Origin of the sequence: Bacillus sp. FSL W7-1582 (genome assembly GCF_038593325.1) — a bacterium.
Taxonomy (GTDB): domain Bacteria; phylum Bacillota; class Bacilli; order Bacillales; family Bacillaceae; genus Bacillus; species Bacillus altitudinis.
Genome location: NZ_CP151987.1, coordinates 1,661,494 through 1,678,998 on the forward strand (window position 1 = coordinate 1,661,494; position 17,505 = coordinate 1,678,998).

Here is a 17,505-nt window from a genome sequence, read left to right on the forward strand (position 1 = left end):
TAGAATTGGGTGAATGATGTTGGGCGAGAAAACTGTCAGTAAAAAGAATATTATTGCATTATCATCAGTGCCTCTAATCATGACACTTGGGAACTCGATGCTAATCCCCGTATTACCAGAGATCGAAAAGAAACTCTCAATCACTTCCTTTCAAGTGTCACTCATTATTACGGTATACTCCGTTGTGGCGATTTTGTGTATTCCGATTGCCGGTTATTTATCTGACCGAATTGGGCGAAAAAAGGTGCTTTTGCCGTGTCTTTTAATCGCAGGACTTGGAGGAGCTGTGGCAGCTGTTGCCTCAACCATCATGAAAGAACCCTACATGTGGATTCTATTTGGCAGGGTCCTTCAAGGAGTTGGCTCAGCTGGGGCAGCACCTGTCGTTATGCCGTTTATTGGCGATTTGTTTCACGATGATGAAGAGGTAAGTGCGGGACTTGGAGCCATTGAAACTTCTAATACAGCTGGAAAGGTACTAAGTCCTATTATTGGGGCACTTCTCGCTTCTTGGTTTTGGTTTGTACCGTTTTGGTTCATTCCATTCTTTTCAATCATTAGCTTTGTGATGGTACTGTTTATGGTTGAATCCGCAAAGAAAGAGGAAGATCCGCCTACATTTAAAGAGTTTTTAAAATCAACAAAGACGATTTTTAAGCATGAAGGACGCTGGCTTTATGCCATTTTTGCTATTGGTGGTTTTATTATGTTTCTTCTTTTTGGCGTGCTCTTTTATTTGTCAGATAATCTAGAGGCGGCGTATCAAATAACGGGTGTCAAAAAAGGCTTGCTGCTAAGTATCCCGCTCCTTTTCTTATCAATCAGCTCGTATATTGCGGGGAAAACAATCGGGAAAGAAAAGGGGAAAATGAGGATATTTCTCATCGTTGGTATGGCTCTTTTATCACTTTCGTATATATTTTTATGGTGGAATCACAGTTTTTACGTGTTGTTTGTCTGCTTAAGTATTGGTGGCGTAGGGATTGGCATTGTGCTTCCAGCACTTGATGCGTTGATAACAGAAGGTATTGAAAAAGAGCAGTGCGGAACCATTACGTCATTTTATAGCAGCATGCGGTTTATCGGTGTTGCTTTAGGACCTCCAATTTACGCATTTCTTATGGATAAAGGAGACTCCATCGTTTTTATTCTATCGACCATATGTAGTCTCATTTCATTATTTTTGGTCCTCTTTTTTATCCAGCCAGATGAAAAGGATGAAAGTGAACAATTGAAAACGGTTTAAACATAGAAAAAAGACGGTATTTTGCCATCTTTTTTCTTTTTTATAAATTGACATGTAAAATTTTGATAGTTAAACTAATGTATAGTAATATCTTTTAAATTATCCCAAATAGGAGGTGTTCAAAAACATTCATTTTCTGTCTTTATTTTAAGGCAGAAATTGAGCTCGTGGCTGATGATGGATATGCGTTTCTTCAACACGAAAGGACAATTGAATAGGTCATCCTGCCATTAGCACGTTGAAGGAGACGAAGTCAGCACTTCAGACACGCTCAAAAACAGCAAATTGATTGATGAACTAGAAGGAGCTTGAAGCAGCTATGTTGCAAATAATTAAAGCAAGATGGATTGTATTACTGGTGTGGATGATAACAGCTGTGATTCTGTTTATTACTGCGCCCAATTTAGAGGAATTAACAAGAGAAAAAGGGCAGTTAAAGGTTCCAGAGGGGACACCAACAGCTGAGGCACTTCACTTATTGGATAAGCTTTCAGATCATAATGGGAAAAAAGATACTGGTGTGATTGTATTCTCCGAACAACATTTGTTCCCTGCCAAAGAGCAGGAATTAAAAAAGGCTTTAGCTGCACTCATGACACATGCCCCAGAACTCCACATTGACGGAATTACTTCGTATTTTCATGTAGAACGTGACATTCAAAAACAACTTTTATCAAAGGATAAAAGTACACTTCTTGTTCCATTCAAATTCGACCACTACGAAACAAAAGCTGTGAAGGTTAAAGAACGAATTGAGGAAGTTTTAAAGCCCTACAACGTCTCATATGAAATGACAGGTCAAAAATTTGTGGACTCAGATGTCATTAAAAGCTCTCAACAAGGTCTGAAGAAAACTGAACTTATTACGATGATTTTTATTTTCTTTATTTTAATAATTGTATTCAGATCGATACTGGCACCTGTTGTTCCGCTTATTACGATTGGCATTTCTTATGCTGTCAGCCGGTGTATTGTGGCTTTTCTCGTAGAATATACACCATTTCCTCTGTCTAATTTCACTCAGATTTTTATGGTAGCTATTATGTTCGGTATAGGAACGGATTATTGTATATTACTTTTAAGCCGTTTTAAAGAGGAGATTGGTCAGGGGCGTGATGTCAAAGAATCGATTATCATCACGTATCAATGTGCAGGGAAAACAGTCTTTTTCAGCGGCTTAGCTGTGTTAGTCGGCTTCTCAAGTATTGGTTTCGCAAAATTCCAATTGTACCAATCAGCCGTCAGCGTTGCCGTAGGCGTTGGCATTCTGCTCATTGCACTTGTCACAATCGTTCCCTTTTTTATGTCGGTTTTCGGAAAATCCCTTTTTTGGCCGTCTAAAAGAGAAAACATTCGTCATCCACAAAGTAAGATTTGGGAATGGGCTGGGCGCTTTTCATTTAAAAGACCGCTCATCAGCTTAGGGGTAGTTGCACTCATCACTGTTCCTCCAATTCTGATGTATGACGGCACTCTTTCTTATAATAGTTTAAATGAGATTGGGACAAAGTATGAGTCAGTGTCTGCATTTAATACGATATCTGAGCAATTTGGCTTTGGTGAAGCGCTGCCGCTGAATGTGCTTGTCGAAAGTGACAATGAGCTCGATAATCAAGAAAAGATCGTCATGATTGAAAAACTGACCCGTAAGTTAAGTGACATTGAGGAAGTAAAAGCGGTTCGCAGTGTCACTCGCCCAGTTGGAGATGGGTTAAGTCAGCTCTATGTTACCTCTCAAGCGAAAGAGCTAGGAGGAGAGCTTGGGAAAGGTCATGAGGGCATCGGGAAAATTACAGATGGCTTGACCGAAACAAACTTAGCACTTCTCAAACAAAAACCAAAAATTGAAGAATCCGCTAAAGGGATTGATCAATTGATTGATGGGACAAAAGCCATCAAAGGCGGGATCGGAGAAGTGAGGAAATCACTCATTTCTTTAGAGGATGGTGTGAGGCGCAGTAAAGAGGGCGTAGGAACCATTCGCACTGAAATCAAACAAGCGAAAAAAGAATTAGAGCAAGAATACCGCAGAAGTGAAACCATGATTCAAGACCTTGAACGAGTCGTAAGCACACTGGAAGGTCACGCAACATCAAATGAGCAACTGATGACAACGATTAAGAAAGTGAAACAATCCTATGAAAACGTATCATTTGAAGGACTTGAAAACCGGCTTCCAGAAATCAAAGATATGAATGAATATAAAGAAATCAAAAAAGTATTCGAAGACACAAAAGGAATGCTCGATCAAGCTGGAGAGCAAATGAGCGTCTATGAAGAGGAAGCATCTGCCTTTAAACAAAAGATCAAGAAAGCAGATCAAGTCATTCAAACGTTCTCAAGCAAGCAAAAAGAAATCAAACAACAAGTAAAGGCGCTGATGACAGGTCTAGATCAAATTTATGATGGTCTTGATGAAACGAATAAAGGACAAAAACAGCTCATCAAAGAAATGCCTAAAATTGAAGATGGCGCAGATCAGCTGACAGATGGCCAAAAAGCCGTGAAAAAAGGGTTTAACCAGCTATCATCTAAACTCTCACTATTAACAGATGGATTAGATGAAAGTATTTCCGGACTTGAGCAAGTAAAAAGCGGCTTTACCGAGGCGGACAGCTATTTAAAACAGCTTCAGGAAGCACCAGATGAAGAAGTAACGGGCTGGTTTATACCAGAAGAAATACTGAAACGCCATGAATTTAAGAAAATATTTAATACGTATATGTCCCCAGATCGTAAATTAACAACCTTTGAAGTGATTTTAAATGTAAATCCATACAGCAATGAAGCAATGAAAGGTGTAGCAAAAATTGAAGAAACCCTTGATCAATATTTACCTGTAAGTGGTTTGAAAAACGCCAACTACGGTGTATCTGGTATCTCCAGTTTAAATGTTGACTTAAAAGAAACGTCAGACGGTGACTTTATCAGAACGGTTATTTTCATGTTAATTGGTATCTTTATTATTTTAGTTATATTATTAAGGTCAATCGTCATGCCGATATACTTAACACTGTCACTCATATTAACGTATTTTACATCCATTGGCTTAACAGAATGGATTTTCAAAATATTCTTTGGCTACGATGGTGTCAGCTGGGCTGTTCCATTTTTCAGCTTTGTGATCCTTGTGACCCTCGGCATTGATTATTCGATCTTCCTCATGGATCGTTTTAATGAATGGAAGGGAGAGCATGTTCAAGCATCCATGATATCAGCGATGAGAAATATGGGGTCGGTCATTATTTCAGCAGTTGCTATTTTAGCGGGTACTTTTGCTGCGATGCTGCCCTCGGGTGTATTATCATTAGTTGAAATTGCAACGGTCGTACTCATTGGACTTTTATTATATGCTTTTGTTGTACTACCACTCTTTATCCCGGTCATGGTTCGCATCTTTGGAAAATGGAATTGGTGGCCGTTTAGAATGAAATAACAACCTGCGTCTCTGCTTTTAGCAGAGGCGTTTTTATTTCCTATCCTTTCCTCTGATTGATATAATGACTATTAAATGGCTGTTTCACGTATATATCAGCTATGTTCTAATACATAATAAATAGGATGAACAAAGGAGGTTTCTCATGACGTACTTACAAGAGAAGACATTTGATACACCTGGTCTTCATACTCATATTGTCAAAACAGAAAAATTTAAAACCGTGACGATCCTTTTTAAAATGCTTGCGCCTTTATCCAAAGATGACGTCACCATGCGTTCTCTTTTCCCGCATGTGCTTTTAAGAGGAACAGAAAAAATGCCGAAAACGGGAGAGCTTCGTGCTTATTTCGACGAGCTCTATGGGGCGACCGTTTCCGCAGACATGGCGAAAAAAGGTGAAAATCACATCATTACCTTTCGTCTAGAAATGGCGAATGAAAAATATTTAAAGGATCAAACCCCTTTACTAGAAAAAGGGATTGCCTTACTTTCTGAACTATTATTCCACCCGTACGTGGAAAACGGGGTATTTCATGAATTGTACGTTGAGCAAGAAAAACGAACATTGAAACAGCGCATTCAAGCCGTTTATGATGACAAAATGCGCTATTCAAACTTAAGACTTGTGCAGGAAATGTGTAAAGGTGAGCCATATGCACTGCACGTCAATGGTGAAATGGAAGACGTCGAAGCGATTACGTCAGAAGCGCTCTTTAAAGCATACGAGCATGCACTTCAGTCAAACCAGCTGGATCTCTATGTTGTGGGAGACGTTGATGAACAAGACATCAATCGAATGGTCTCGCAATACTTTAAAACAAGTGAAAGAGAGCCGGTCAAACAAAATACCGAATCATCAAGATTACAAATAGAGCCAAAAGAAGTCATTGATGAAGAGGACGTAAAACAAGGAAAGCTAAACATTGGTTTTCGCACACATACAACGATAGCGGATAAAGATTATCCGGCGCTGCATTTGTTTAATGGCATATTCGGCGGCTTCTCGCATTCAAAGCTATTTATCAATGTGCGCGAAAAAGCAAGTCTTGCGTACTATGCTGTTTCTAGACTTGAGAGCTTTAAAGGTTTGATGATGGTCATGTCAGGAATTGAAGTCGGCAACTATCAGCAGGCAGTAGACATCATCAAAGAACAATTTGATGCCATGCAAAAAGGCGATTTTTCTGATGAAGCAATTGAACAGACAAAGGCTGTCGTCAAAAACCAGTTGCTCGAAACAATTGATACGTCTTATGGAACAGCGGAATACTTATATCAGCATGCCGTCGTGCCAACAGAGGAGAGCCTCGATTCCTTTTTAGATGCGTTAGACAGAGTGACAAAAGAGGACATCATCAAAGTGGGTCAAAAAATCGAATGGGATACGACCTATTTTCTTAAAGGAACGGAGGGTGCTTCATGACAGTGAAAACAATTCAATTCGATCAGCTGCAAGAGACGGTGTATCATGAAAAAATGGATAGCGGACTTGACGTCTATGTGCTGCCAAAGCAAGGGTTTAACAAAACCTATGCAACCTTTACAACAAAATATGGCTCTGTCGACAATGAATTTGTGCCGCTTGGCAAAGAAGACATGATCCGAGTGCCTGATGGAATTGCCCATTTCTTAGAACATAAACTGTTTGAAAAAGAAGATGGAGATGTGTTTCATACATTTAGTAAACAAGGAGCATCCGCAAATGCTTTTACGACATTTACGAGAACAGCTTACTTATTCTCAAGCACCTCAAATGTCGAACAAAACCTTGAGACACTCATTGATTTTGTGCAAGAACCTTATTTTACTGAAAAAACAGTCGAAAAAGAAAAGGGCATCATTGGTCAAGAGATTAACATGTATGATGACAATCCCGACTGGCGTTTATTCTTCGGTTTGATTGAAAATCTATATCAAGAGCATCCTGTGAGAATTGATATAGCTGGAACAGTAGAAAGCATCGCTCCGATTACAAAAGATCATTTGTATGAATGCTATGAAACGTTCTATCACCCAAGCAATATGCTTCTATTTGTTGTCGGTCCCGTTGATCCGAAGCAAATATTAGATCAAGTTCGAGCGAATCAGGCGAAAAAGCCATTTACAGACCAGCCAGAGATCAAACGAAAAGACATCAATGAGCCTGAAGGTGTGTACCGAAAAGAATACGAACTTCCAATGAACGTACAAGGCTCAAAATGTATGTTTGGATTAAAAACAAAGAATCCTCATAAAAAAGGCAATGAACTGTTAAAACATGAGCTCGGAATGAATCTCATTTTAGAGACGCTGTTTGGTAAAAGCTCCTTACAATATGAACAGATGTATGAAAAAGGCTTAATTGATGAGACCTTCAGCTACGATTATACGGAAGAAGGCGGTTTTGGCTTCACTTCAGTTGGCGGAGACACAAATGACCCTGATCAACTCGCAGATGAATTAAAAGAAACGCTTCTTCAAGCAAAAAGCCTGATCACAGAAGAAAAGATTGAACTTGCTCGCAAGAAAAAAATTGGCAGCTTTTTAAAAGCGATGAACTCCCCGGAGTACATCGCCAATCAATTCACTCGATACGCATTCTTAGAAATGAGCTTATTTGATGTCGTGCCAGTACTGGAGCAAATCCAATTAACAGATATTCAGGAAATCTTAGACGAAGAAATTGATGAAGAAAGAATGTCAGTTTTTAAAGTCGTACCGAAAGCAAAATAAATGAAAAAAAGACAAACTCAACGTATAAGAGTTTGTCTTTTTTGTGTCCAGCTAAAGAAAGTGCTTTATATGCGAAGATATTGATTGACAATTGTTTTGGGTATTAGTTAAACTCTTTAATAGTTAAACAATCAAACTAAAGGAGCAGCATATGGTACAAAATAAAATTGCCCAGCTCATCCAGAGATATGCGGACGTCTATCTCATGATGGAGAAAAAAGTATCGAGTATGATCACGGAAAAGCTCGATAAAGAACTGACACTTGATCAATATTACTCGCTTCGATACATCAATTTACACCCAGGATGTACATCAACAGACCTTGCCATCGAATGTAATGTCAACAAAAGTGCTGTGACATCCATGACCAATCGTCTTTTTAATAAAGATTATATTTATCGTGAGCATGATCAAGCTGACCGAAGAAACGTTCATCTCTATGTAACGCCCGAAGGAAAAGATGTAGTCAGCCGAATGGAAAAGCAGCTTCAGGATCTTGTTCGGTCATATTTAGAAAAATTTGATGAAAAAGAAATCGAATCATTTATTCAAACATATGAAAAGATTTATCAAATTATCATCGAAGAGGAGGCACAACATAGTAATGAGAGCAATCATAAAGGGTAGATGGCTGATCACGATCCTTTGGGTCGTACTAGCGGCTGTATTATTAATCACCGCTCCTAATATGGCGCAATTAACAAAAGAAAAAGGGCAGATTTCTGTTCCAGATGGTTATCCTTCTTCCTACGCCGATCAATTATTAAAGAACATGTCTGAAAATGGGGATACGGAAAAATCGATCGTCATTGTCTTTCAAGGAAAGGATATCGTTAAAGAAAGAGAAGCCTCTTTAAAGAAAGCGATGGAGATTTTAGAAAAGGATCAAGATCTCCATGTTGAAGACATCACTTCTTATTTTGATGCAAACAAAGATATTAAAAAACAGATGCTCTCTAAAGATCAAACAACACTTCTTGTTCCAGTTACATACGACTCGAACAAAATCAAAGCATCCGATTTTAAAGAAAGAGTCAATGAAAAGCTTAAGAGCCTGAACCTGAAATTTGAAATGACAGGGCAGCCGCTAATCGACGATGATGTCATCACAAGCTCACAAGAAGGTCTGAAAAAAACAGAATTCATTACAATTGGGTTTATTTTAATTGTTCTTGTGCTTGTTTTTAGATCCGCAGTGGCACCGTTCGTTCCTTTAGTGGCCGTAGCGCTTTCCTATTTGGTCAGCCAATCCATTGTGGCTTACCTAGTAAAGTATGTTGATTTTCCGCTCTCTACCTTTACCCAAATTTTTATGGTCGCCATCATGTTTGGGATTGGAACCGACTACTGCATCCTGTTGCTAAGCCGGTTTAAAGAAGAACTATCTCACGGAAAAGATAAGATTGAGGCGATTATTACAACATATAAGACGGCAGGTAAAACCGTTTTATTCAGCGGAATTGCTGTCCTCATTGGTTTTACGTGTATCGGATTAGCCGAATTCCAACTGTATAAATCAGCTGTCGCCGTGGCGGTTGGTGTTGCCGTGTTAATTGTGGCATTGCTCACTGTCGTTCCATTCTTTATGGCGGTTTTAGGAAAAGTGTTATTTTGGCCGATCAAAGGCGATATTGCTCACCCGCAATCGAAAATGTGGGAAACAGCCGGTCGTTTTTCATTTATGAAACCACTTCTCAGCTTGCTAATCGTTGCAATTATTACCCTTCCAGCGATTCTTATGTATAAAGGAACACTTTCATATAACAACCTAGACGAAATCGGCAATAAATACGAATCCGTCAATGCATTTAATACGATCTCTGACAAATTTGGACCAGGTGAAGCCCTTCCAGCAACCGTTGTCGTGAAATCATCCGATCTTTTAGACAATAACGAAGGTCTGATTGCTGTTGAAAAACTCAGTCGTGCGATTGAACAAACAGATGGCGTGAGTAAAGTGAGAAGTGCCACTCGTCCTGTTGGAAAAGGACTGAATGATCTGTACGTGAAATCTCAAGCCAAAGAGCTAAATAGCGGGCTTGATAAAAGTAACGAAGGGTTGAAAAAGATCCAAGATGCTCTTACAACCATGAGTAAATCCATCGAGGATCAAACACCACAAATTAAAGCATCAGGAAAAGGCATTAACAAATTGATTTCTGGAACCGAATCCGTAAAATCAGGTATTCAAAACGTCGAAAAAACGATGAGAGAACTGCAAACCTATATCGATCAAAACAAAAAAGGCGTTTCTGAAATTAAAGAAAGAATAAAGGGTGCGAAAAAGGAATTAACAGATCAAGTCGCACAAGTGAATCAACAAGTGGCACTGTATAAAAGCATTTCCAAAGAATTAAAAGCAGCATTGGCACAAGTCGATACGTCATCCTCTGCCGCAGCGGATGTGAAAGCTTTGATCAGTCAAGCGAATAAACAGTTCAGTACACTTGAGCAGCAAATTCCGCAAGTGAAAGAAAATCAATCATATCAAGCCATCAAAGCTTCATATAAGGAACTTTCTACTACCTTGCAAGAAGGAGCCAAACAGGCTGACAGCTATGCAAAACAAGCAAAAGAAGCAAAAAAACAGCTTGAAGCAGCAGATGCTTTTATCGCAAAAGCTTCAGAGCAGCAAAAAGTGTTTACAAATCAAATTGATGAGCTGATTGCTGGCTTAGAAGCCATTGAAAACGGGCTAGATCAAACGTCTAAAGGCCAAGGGCAGTTAGCTGATGGTATGCCTAAACTTGCAAATGCAGCCGGCGACATCATTAATGGTCAAAAACAAATGAAAGAAAAAATTGGCGGCTTTGGTGACAATCTGACCAAGCTGACAGATGGTCTAAACAAAAGTGTCGACGGCCTTGAGAAAATTTCAAACGGCTTAATGGGTGCAGGAGACTACTTAGATGAACTGAAAAACGCGCCAGATCAAGACATGGCCGGTTGGTTTATTCCAAAAGATGTCCTGAAAAACAAAGCTTTCAAGCAAGTGTTCGATTCCTATATGTCTGATGACCGCAAGATGACAAAGATTGACGTCATTTTAGAAGACAATCCATATGGAAACGACGCCATGAAAACAATTAAACAAGTAGAAGCTTCGGTCAAACGTGCACTTCCTGAAACAAACCTAAAAGATGTTTCATTTGGCGTATCTGGTGTTTCAAGTATGAACGCTGATTTAAAACAGCTGTCAGACCAAGACTTCAATAAGACGGTTCTTTACATGATGATCGGTATTTTCCTGATACTAGTGATTCTGTTCCGTTCTCTCGTGATGCCGCTTTACTTAGTAGGCTCGCTGATTTTAACGTACTTTACCGCCATTGGTGTAACAGAATTTATTTTTACCCATTTCTTTGGATATCCAGGCATCAACTGGGCTGTTCCATTCTTTGGCTTTGTCATCTTAATGGCGCTTGGAGTCGATTATTCGATTTTCTTAATGGAACGGTTCAATGAATACAAAACAAAAGACATCCAGTTTGCCATGACTGAATCAATGAAAAATATGGGATCTGTTATTATGTCTGCTGCCGTCATTTTGGCAGGAACATTTGCAGCGATGCTGCCATCAGGTGTATTGTCACTCTTACAAATTGCAACACTTGTTCTAACTGGACTTTTATTGTATGCACTCGTTGTGCTACCATTGTTCGTACCTGTGATGGTCAAATTGTTCGGATCAGCGAATTGGTTCCCATTTAAACGAAAAGAATAAGGATTCCATAAAGAAAGTAGGAACAAAGTATGAGTCGTTGGGCACTGATTACTGGTGCCAGTGGCGGAATTGGGCAGGCGACAGCCAAAAAGCTTGCCCAAGAAGGCTGCCATCTGATGCTCCATTATCATCAAAATGAAGAAGCGGCTAGTCGTCTTTCCGCCGATCTCAAAGAAACATATCAAGTAGAAACGTACGTCGTTCAAGCTGATTTAGCGAAAACAGGCGGAGCAGCAGAGCTTGTCAGCCGCCTGCCGCTTGATCCAGATATTCTTGTTTTAAATAGCGGAAAGAGTCATGTTGGTTTAGTGACAGATACTGAAAAAGAAGTTCTAGCCAGCATGGTGCAGCTTCATGTGACAAGTCCATATGAGCTTACCCAATCCATTTTGCCTGCCATGATCCAAAAAAAGTCAGGTCATATTATTGCAGTTAGCTCAATATGGGGGGAAACCGGTGCCTCGTGTGAAGTACTGTACAGTATGGTCAAGGGTGCTCAAAATGCCTTCATTAAGGGGCTTGCCAAAGAGCTTGCCCCAAGTGGAATTAGAGCAAATGCAGTCTCACCAGGTGCGGTTCAGACTGATATGATGAAAAGCTTCACACAAGAAGACCTTGCGATGATGGAAGAGGAGATTCCACTCGGCCGTCTTGCCGCACCTGAAGAGATAGCCGATGCCATTTGGTTTCTTGCCTCCAAGCAGTCAAGTTATATCACAGGTCAAATTTTATCTGTGAATGGCGGCTGGTACTGTTAAAAAACGTGTATAATTCGTCTCTCCATGACAAAAGCTATGGCTGTAATTCATCTTTTCGAATGGAGGAATCGACATGTCTGTACTTGAGAGCTGGGACCATTGGAAAAACTTTTTAGGTGACCGTTTAAATCATGCACAGGATAAAGGTTTATCAGATGATACCATCAATAACCTTGCGTATGAAATTGGCGGATACCTGGCTAATGAAGTTGAAGCAAAGAATGAGCAAGAAAGAGTACTTTCTGACCTTTGGAGCGTTGCATCAGAAGATGAACAGCGTGCCATTGCAAACATGATGGTCAAGCTAGTTGAAAATAATAGCTCGCACTAAACAAAAAGAGAGGTCGTTTGTGCCTCTCTTTTTATTTTAACCGTTTAGCAACATTGTGCTTTCTAAAAATGTGAAAATGCTTTATGATAAAGGAAGGTAAAAATTTGCCACAATGAAGGGGGTAATATCATTTGGCAAAGCTCGAATGGTATTTTGAATATGAGATACAGGTGAACCGTCCCGGACTTTTAGGAGACATTTCTTCTTTAATGGGGATGCTTTCAATTAATATTGTGACAATTAATGGTGTTGATGTATCAAGACGCGGCATGCTTCTTCGATGTGACCACACAGATCAAATTAAGCGGCTTGAATCAATTTTAAATACAATGGAAACGATAAAAGTAACGAAACTAAGACAGCCAAAACTTCGTGACCGTTTAGCTGTTCGTCATGGAAGATACATTCAGCGTGATGCGGATGACAAAAAGACGTTCCGTTTTGAAAGGGACGAGCTTGGTCTACTTGTCGATTTTATGGCTGAATTATTTAAAAAAGAAGGACATAAATTGATTGGAATTCGCGGAATGCCGCGGGTTGGAAAAACAGAATCAATTGTTGCTTCAAGTGTATGTGCCAGTAAGAGATGGCTGTTTGTATCGTCGACTCTTTTGAAACAGACCATTCGCAGTCAGCTGATTGCAGATGAATACAGCCCAGATAACGTCTTTATTATTGATGGGATTGTGTCGACAAGAAGAGGTTCTGAAAAGCACTTGCAGCTTTTAAGAGAAATTATGAGACTGCCTGCTACAAAGGTGGTAGAGCATCCAGATATCTTTATTCAAAATTCAGAATATACAATGGATGATTTCGACTACATCATTGAATTGCGTAATAGTGCAGACGAAGAAATTACATACGAGCACGCAGAAGAACCACAAGTATTTGATCATTCTGGTTTTTCTGGCTTCGATTTTTAATATGGTAATGGTAGGTGTTTGTTTTGACTGAATTGGGAAAACGGCTCGTTGAGGCCAGAGAGGAAAAAGGGATGTCGCTGGAGGATTTGATGGCGGCTACCAAAATCCAAAAGCGCTATTTGCTAGCAATAGAACAAGGAAACTATGATATCATTCCAGGTAAATTTTACGTCAGAGCGTTTATTAAACAATATGCCGAAGCCGTTGGACTGAATCCTGAACAATTGTTCGAAGAGTTTCGTAAAGATGTACCAAGCACGTATAACGATGAAGTGTCTGATAAATTATCAAATATTAAACCGCAACGAGAGCTGCCAAAGCCTGCCTCAAAGGTACTGGAGCTGCTTCCGACGATTTTAATCATTGGAGGGATCCTTGTGGTGATCGCTATCATTTATGTGATCGTTCAAGCGGTTAATCATGATAGCGGACAAAAAAATAATCAGGCGGCTCCTCAGCAATCAGAATCAAAATACGAAGTGTCTAAGGATTCATCGCTTGCAAAGGATCAAAAGAAAAAGGAAAAAGCTTCGTCAGATGATCAAGAAAAATCATCTGAAAAAGACGATTCCTCAAAGGATTCATCTAAAGACGATGAAGATGTTTCTTTGAAGGCGACGAATACAGAGGGTTCTACGACAACGTATGAAGTATCAGGTGCAGAAGAGATGGAGCTAACCATTTCTGCCTCACAAGCTTCATGGCTTCGTGTGAGAGACGAATCTGGAAAAGTGCTGAAGATGGGTGAATTGAAAGATGGCGAATCGTTTAAAACAGACTTGACTGATCTTTCCCAAGTCGATATTCGCTTAGGAAATGCATCGGGAATCGATATTAAAGTCAATGACGAAACGCTGAAGTACGAATTAGACCCTAAAAACACCATGACACAAAACATTGTGATTGTGAATAAAGGAAAGGAAAAGTCATCTTAAGCAAGTAGATGACTTTTCTTTTGTTCCTACTATTATATACATAAAAAAATGCCTTATTGGAGGATTGGAATTCATGTTTAACTTACCGAATAAAATTACTCTTTCTAGGATCGCCTTGATTCCTGTGTTTATGTTGATTATGCTTGCTCCATTAGATTGGGGTGTTGCGCGCTTTGGTGACGTCAGCATCGAAGTCACTCACCTTGTTGGAGCGATCTTGTTTATTGTCGCTTCGACAACCGATTGGATTGATGGTTACTATGCACGTAAGCTCAATTTAGTCACAAACTTTGGTAAGTTTTTAGATCCGCTTGCAGATAAATTGCTTGTTTCAGCGGCTTTAATTATACTTGTTCAATACAATCTCACACCGGCATGGATGGCAATTGTAATCATTAGCCGTGAATTTGCTGTAACAGGTCTAAGGCTTGTCTTAGCTGGAGGCGGTGAAGTGGTCGCAGCCAATATGCTTGGAAAAGTGAAGACGTGGGCGCAAATCATTGCGATTTCGGCACTTCTTTTGCATAACCTGCCGTTTGAACTTGTATCATTCCCATTTGGTGATCTTGCTATGTGGGTAGCGGTGTTCTTCACTGTTGTCTCAGGCTGGGATTACTTTGCGAAAAACTGGGAAGCCTTAAAGAATTCTAACTAAAAAGGACGTGTACGCTTTGAAGTCAGAGAGAAAAGCAGAAATTATTGCAGTCGGTTCCGAACTTTTGCTAGGGCAAATTACGAATACGAATGCACAATTCATCAGCAAACAACTAGCTGAAATTGGTGTGAATGTTTATTACCACACAGCTGTTGGTGACAATCCAGAGCGTTTAAAAAGGGCCATTCAAGTGGCACAGGAAAGATCAAATTTTATTATCTTCTCAGGGGGTCTTGGACCAACGAAAGACGATTTAACAAAAGAAACCATTGCGAGTACGCTCGGTAAAGAGCTTGTGCTAAATGAAGAAGCATTTGAGTCTATTCAAGAATACTTCCGTAAAACCGGACGTGATATGTCGCCGAACAACCGTAAACAGGCGCTCGTTCTAGAGGGATCTGATGTGCTCGTAAACCGTTTCGGAATGGCACCTGGCATGTTTATACAAGAGGGAGATACGTTTTACATTCTGCTCCCTGGACCGCCAAGTGAATTGCACCCGATGTTTGAAAACGAAGCGAAGCCGCTTATTTCTGAAAAACTTGGCCTAAAGGAAAAAATCGTGTCTGTAGTCTTGCGTTTCTTTGGCATCGGTGAATCTCAACTGGAAACAGATCTTGAAGATTTAATTGATGCACAGACCAATCCAACGATTGCACCGCTTGCAGCTGACGGGGAAGTGACGCTAAGGCTGACAGCCAAGCATGAGGATGAAAAAGAAACAGAGCGTCTGTTAAAAGAAACAGAAGCACAAATTTTAGAACGGGTCGGCGAGTACTTCTACGGATATGGTGATACATCTCTGGCCTTTGAAGCTTCAAAGGCCTTGCATGAACACGGGAAAACAGTAGCAGCGGCTGAAAGCCTGACTGGTGGTATGTTTTCAGAGTGGCTGACAGATCTCGAAGGGGCATCATCCATTTTAAACGGCAGTGTGGTTTGTTACACAAATCAAGTCAAGCAGCAAGTGCTGGGCTGCCGTGAAGAAACATTGTCTTCTCATGGTGCTGTTAGCAAAGAGTGTGCGTTAGAGCTCGCAGAAGGCGTTAGAAAACTGACGGGAAGCGATATCGGTATTAGCTTTACAGGTGTGGCAGGTCCTGAACCACACGAAGGACAGCCGGTTGGAAAAGTATTTATCGGGCTATCGACAAAAGATCAGACAGACGTGTTTGAATGGATGTTTACTGGCAGTCGATCAGGCATTCGCAAGCGTGCTGTGAAATATGGTTTGCACCACCTTCTCAAATTATTAAAAGAAAGTTAATTTTGTTTTTTATGAGGTTTACTCCTTTATAAAAGAGCGTTTTTTCTAATAGAAACAGCTCTTTTCTTAAATAATCTGCCAAGAAAAAATCGAATATGTGTTCGTTTTTTTCTTGGCAAATGACGTAAAACAAGGTATAGTATAGATAGTGGAATTGATAAAGGAGGAAACAATAGAATGAGTGATCGTCAAGCAGCCTTAGATATGGCTCTTAAACAAATAGAAAAACAGTTTGGTAAAGGCTCTATTATGAAACTAGGAGAGCAAACAGATACACGTATTTCAACAGTACCTAGTGGTTCGTTAGCACTTGATACTGCGCTTGGAATAGGTGGATACCCTCGCGGCCGTATTATTGAAGTATATGGTCCAGAGAGTTCTGGTAAAACGACAGTAGCACTTCATGCGATTGCTGAGGTTCAGCAGCAGGGAGGACAAGCTGCATTTATCGATGCGGAGCATGCGCTAGATCCAGTTTACGCTCAAAAATTAGGTGTCAACATTGATGAGTTATTGCTTTCTCAGCCGGATACAGGAGAACAAGCACTTGAAATTGCAGAAGCACTTGTTCGTAGTGGTGCAGTTGATATTGTTGTCATTGACTCAGTAGCTGCTCTTGTACCAAAAGCAGAGATCGAAGGAGACATGGGAGATTCACACGTTGGTCTTCAAGCACGTTTGATGTCTCAAGCACTTCGTAAACTATCTGGTGCTATCAACAAATCAAAAACAATTGCGATCTTTATTAACCAAATTCGTGAAAAAGTAGGGGTTATGTTTGGTAATCCTGAAACAACGCCTGGTGGACGTGCACTTAAGTTCTATTCATCTGTTCGTTTAGAAGTACGCCGTGCTGAACAGTTGAAACAAGGGAACGACATTATGGGGAACAAAACGAGAATTAAAGTTGTGAAAAACAAAGTGGCACCGCCATTCCGTATTGCCGAAGTAGACATTATGTACGGTGAAGGTATCTCGAAAGAGGGAGAAATCATCGACCTTGGAAGCGAACTAGATATCGTACAAAAGAGCGGGGCTTGGTATTCTTATCAAGAGGAACGTCTTGGACAAGGACGTGAAAATGCGAAGCAATTCCTAAAAGAGAATAAAGACATTCTTCTTATGATTCAGGAGCAGATTAGGGAGCACTACGGTTTGGATACAAACGGAGTGAAATCAACTGACGAAGAAGGACAAGAAGAATTGGAATTGAATGACTAAAAAGACGCTGAAAAGCGTCTTTTTTTTACAATTACATAACAGCTAGCGGGTCAAAAGTTCTGTCTTTGCTTGAAATAACGACTTACGCCTTAGTCTGACTAGCTTGACAAGTATTTCCGACACAATTACAATGGGAATGTATCACTTGTTTTTCTTAACATGATTGATAACTAATTTAAACTTGACAAGGGCAGTGAGGATCTCATTCCCTGTGAAGGCCCTGTATGTTGAGACACAAAACAATGTACATGCCGACACTTTATTTGTAAAACCAAGTTCATAGCAAGAGGAGG

General features: G+C 40.1%; 13 protein-coding genes. All 13 read left to right on the forward strand.

Annotated features, from left to right (window positions below; genetic code table 11):
- Positions 1-16 precede the first annotated feature (16 nt).
- The 13 genes from NSQ11_RS08485 (at position 17) to recA (ending at position 17,212) form a co-directional block, all read left to right on the forward strand.
- A complete protein-coding gene (locus tag NSQ11_RS08485; protein WP_172793306.1) occupies positions 17-1,246 on the forward strand; it encodes an MFS transporter in 1,230 nt (409 codons plus the stop codon).
- 319 nt (positions 1,247-1,565) lie between these two features.
- A complete protein-coding gene (locus NSQ11_RS08490; RefSeq protein ID WP_335357810.1) occupies positions 1,566-4,682 on the forward strand; it encodes an MMPL family transporter in 3,117 nt (1,038 codons plus the stop codon).
- A gap of 145 nt (positions 4,683-4,827) precedes the next feature.
- On the forward strand, positions 4,828-6,108 hold the full coding sequence (locus tag NSQ11_RS08495; RefSeq protein ID WP_182489155.1) for a pitrilysin family protein: 1,281 nt from the start codon (positions 4,828-4,830) through the stop codon (positions 6,106-6,108).
- Positions 6,105-7,397 (forward strand): pitrilysin family protein, encoded by a 1,293-nt coding sequence (locus NSQ11_RS08500; protein WP_144716491.1) that lies wholly within the window; start codon positions 6,105-6,107, stop codon positions 7,395-7,397. The genes NSQ11_RS08495 and NSQ11_RS08500 overlap by 4 nt, the downstream gene beginning before the upstream one ends.
- Positions 7,398-7,548: 151 nt before the next feature.
- Positions 7,549-8,025, forward strand: a complete 477-nt coding sequence (locus NSQ11_RS08505) for a MarR family transcriptional regulator (protein ID WP_007499493.1) — start codon at positions 7,549-7,551, stop codon at positions 8,023-8,025.
- Positions 8,003-11,122: an MMPL family transporter gene (locus NSQ11_RS08510; RefSeq protein ID WP_048002211.1), complete on the forward strand. Its 3,120-nt coding sequence runs from the start codon at positions 8,003-8,005 to the stop codon at positions 11,120-11,122. The genes NSQ11_RS08505 and NSQ11_RS08510 overlap by 23 nt, the downstream gene beginning before the upstream one ends.
- A 29-nt stretch (positions 11,123-11,151) precedes the next feature.
- Positions 11,152-11,880: an SDR family oxidoreductase gene (locus NSQ11_RS08515; protein ID WP_017359052.1), complete on the forward strand. Its 729-nt coding sequence runs from the start codon at positions 11,152-11,154 to the stop codon at positions 11,878-11,880.
- A 73-nt stretch (positions 11,881-11,953) separates the two neighbouring features.
- Positions 11,954-12,211 carry a DUF3243 domain-containing protein gene (locus NSQ11_RS08520; RefSeq protein WP_008344693.1) on the forward strand — a complete coding sequence of 86 codons (258 nt, stop codon included), beginning with the start codon at positions 11,954-11,956 and terminating at the stop codon, positions 12,209-12,211.
- Positions 12,212-12,342: 131 nt separating this feature from the next.
- Positions 12,343-13,134, forward strand: a complete 792-nt coding sequence (locus tag NSQ11_RS08525) for a DUF3388 domain-containing protein (protein ID WP_003211480.1) — start codon at positions 12,343-12,345, stop codon at positions 13,132-13,134.
- 23 nt (positions 13,135-13,157) lie between these two features.
- Positions 13,158-14,069 carry a helix-turn-helix domain-containing protein gene (locus NSQ11_RS08530; protein WP_008344690.1) on the forward strand — a complete coding sequence of 304 codons (912 nt, stop codon included), beginning with the start codon at positions 13,158-13,160 and terminating at the stop codon, positions 14,067-14,069.
- A 73-nt stretch (positions 14,070-14,142) separates the two neighbouring features.
- The gene (gene pgsA / locus NSQ11_RS08535) at positions 14,143-14,724 is read left to right on the forward strand and encodes a CDP-diacylglycerol--glycerol-3-phosphate 3-phosphatidyltransferase (RefSeq protein ID WP_008344688.1); all 582 of its coding nucleotides are present in this window, start codon (positions 14,143-14,145) and stop codon (positions 14,722-14,724) included.
- A gap of 16 nt (positions 14,725-14,740) precedes the next feature.
- The gene (locus NSQ11_RS08540) at positions 14,741-15,991 is read left to right on the forward strand and encodes a competence/damage-inducible protein A (protein ID WP_007499480.1); all 1,251 of its coding nucleotides are present in this window, start codon (positions 14,741-14,743) and stop codon (positions 15,989-15,991) included.
- 177 nt (positions 15,992-16,168) lie between these two features.
- Positions 16,169-17,212 (forward strand): recombinase RecA, encoded by a 1,044-nt coding sequence (gene recA, locus NSQ11_RS08545; RefSeq protein ID WP_007499478.1) that lies wholly within the window; start codon positions 16,169-16,171, stop codon positions 17,210-17,212.
- Positions 17,213-17,505 lie beyond the last annotated feature (293 nt).

Bases quoted from the DNA above. Each gene is read 5' to 3' on its own strand.
- NSQ11_RS08485 (WP_172793306.1), top strand. From the start codon at position 17: ATGTTGGGCGAGAAAACTGTCAGTAAAAAGAATATTATTGCATTATCA.
- NSQ11_RS08490 (WP_335357810.1), top strand. From the start codon at position 1,566: ATGTTGCAAATAATTAAAGCAAGATGGATTGTATTACTGGTGTGGATG.
- NSQ11_RS08495 (WP_182489155.1), top strand. From the start codon at position 4,828: ATGACGTACTTACAAGAGAAGACATTTGATACACCTGGTCTTCATACT.
- NSQ11_RS08500 (WP_144716491.1), top strand. From the start codon at position 6,105: ATGACAGTGAAAACAATTCAATTCGATCAGCTGCAAGAGACGGTGTAT.
- NSQ11_RS08505 (WP_007499493.1), top strand. From the start codon at position 7,549: ATGGTACAAAATAAAATTGCCCAGCTCATCCAGAGATATGCGGACGTC.
- NSQ11_RS08510 (WP_048002211.1), top strand. From the start codon at position 8,003: ATGAGAGCAATCATAAAGGGTAGATGGCTGATCACGATCCTTTGGGTC.
- NSQ11_RS08515 (WP_017359052.1), top strand. From the start codon at position 11,152: ATGAGTCGTTGGGCACTGATTACTGGTGCCAGTGGCGGAATTGGGCAG.
- NSQ11_RS08520 (WP_008344693.1), top strand. From the start codon at position 11,954: ATGTCTGTACTTGAGAGCTGGGACCATTGGAAAAACTTTTTAGGTGAC.
- pgsA (WP_008344688.1), top strand. From the start codon at position 14,143: ATGTTTAACTTACCGAATAAAATTACTCTTTCTAGGATCGCCTTGATT.
- recA (WP_007499478.1), top strand. From the start codon at position 16,169: ATGAGTGATCGTCAAGCAGCCTTAGATATGGCTCTTAAACAAATAGAA.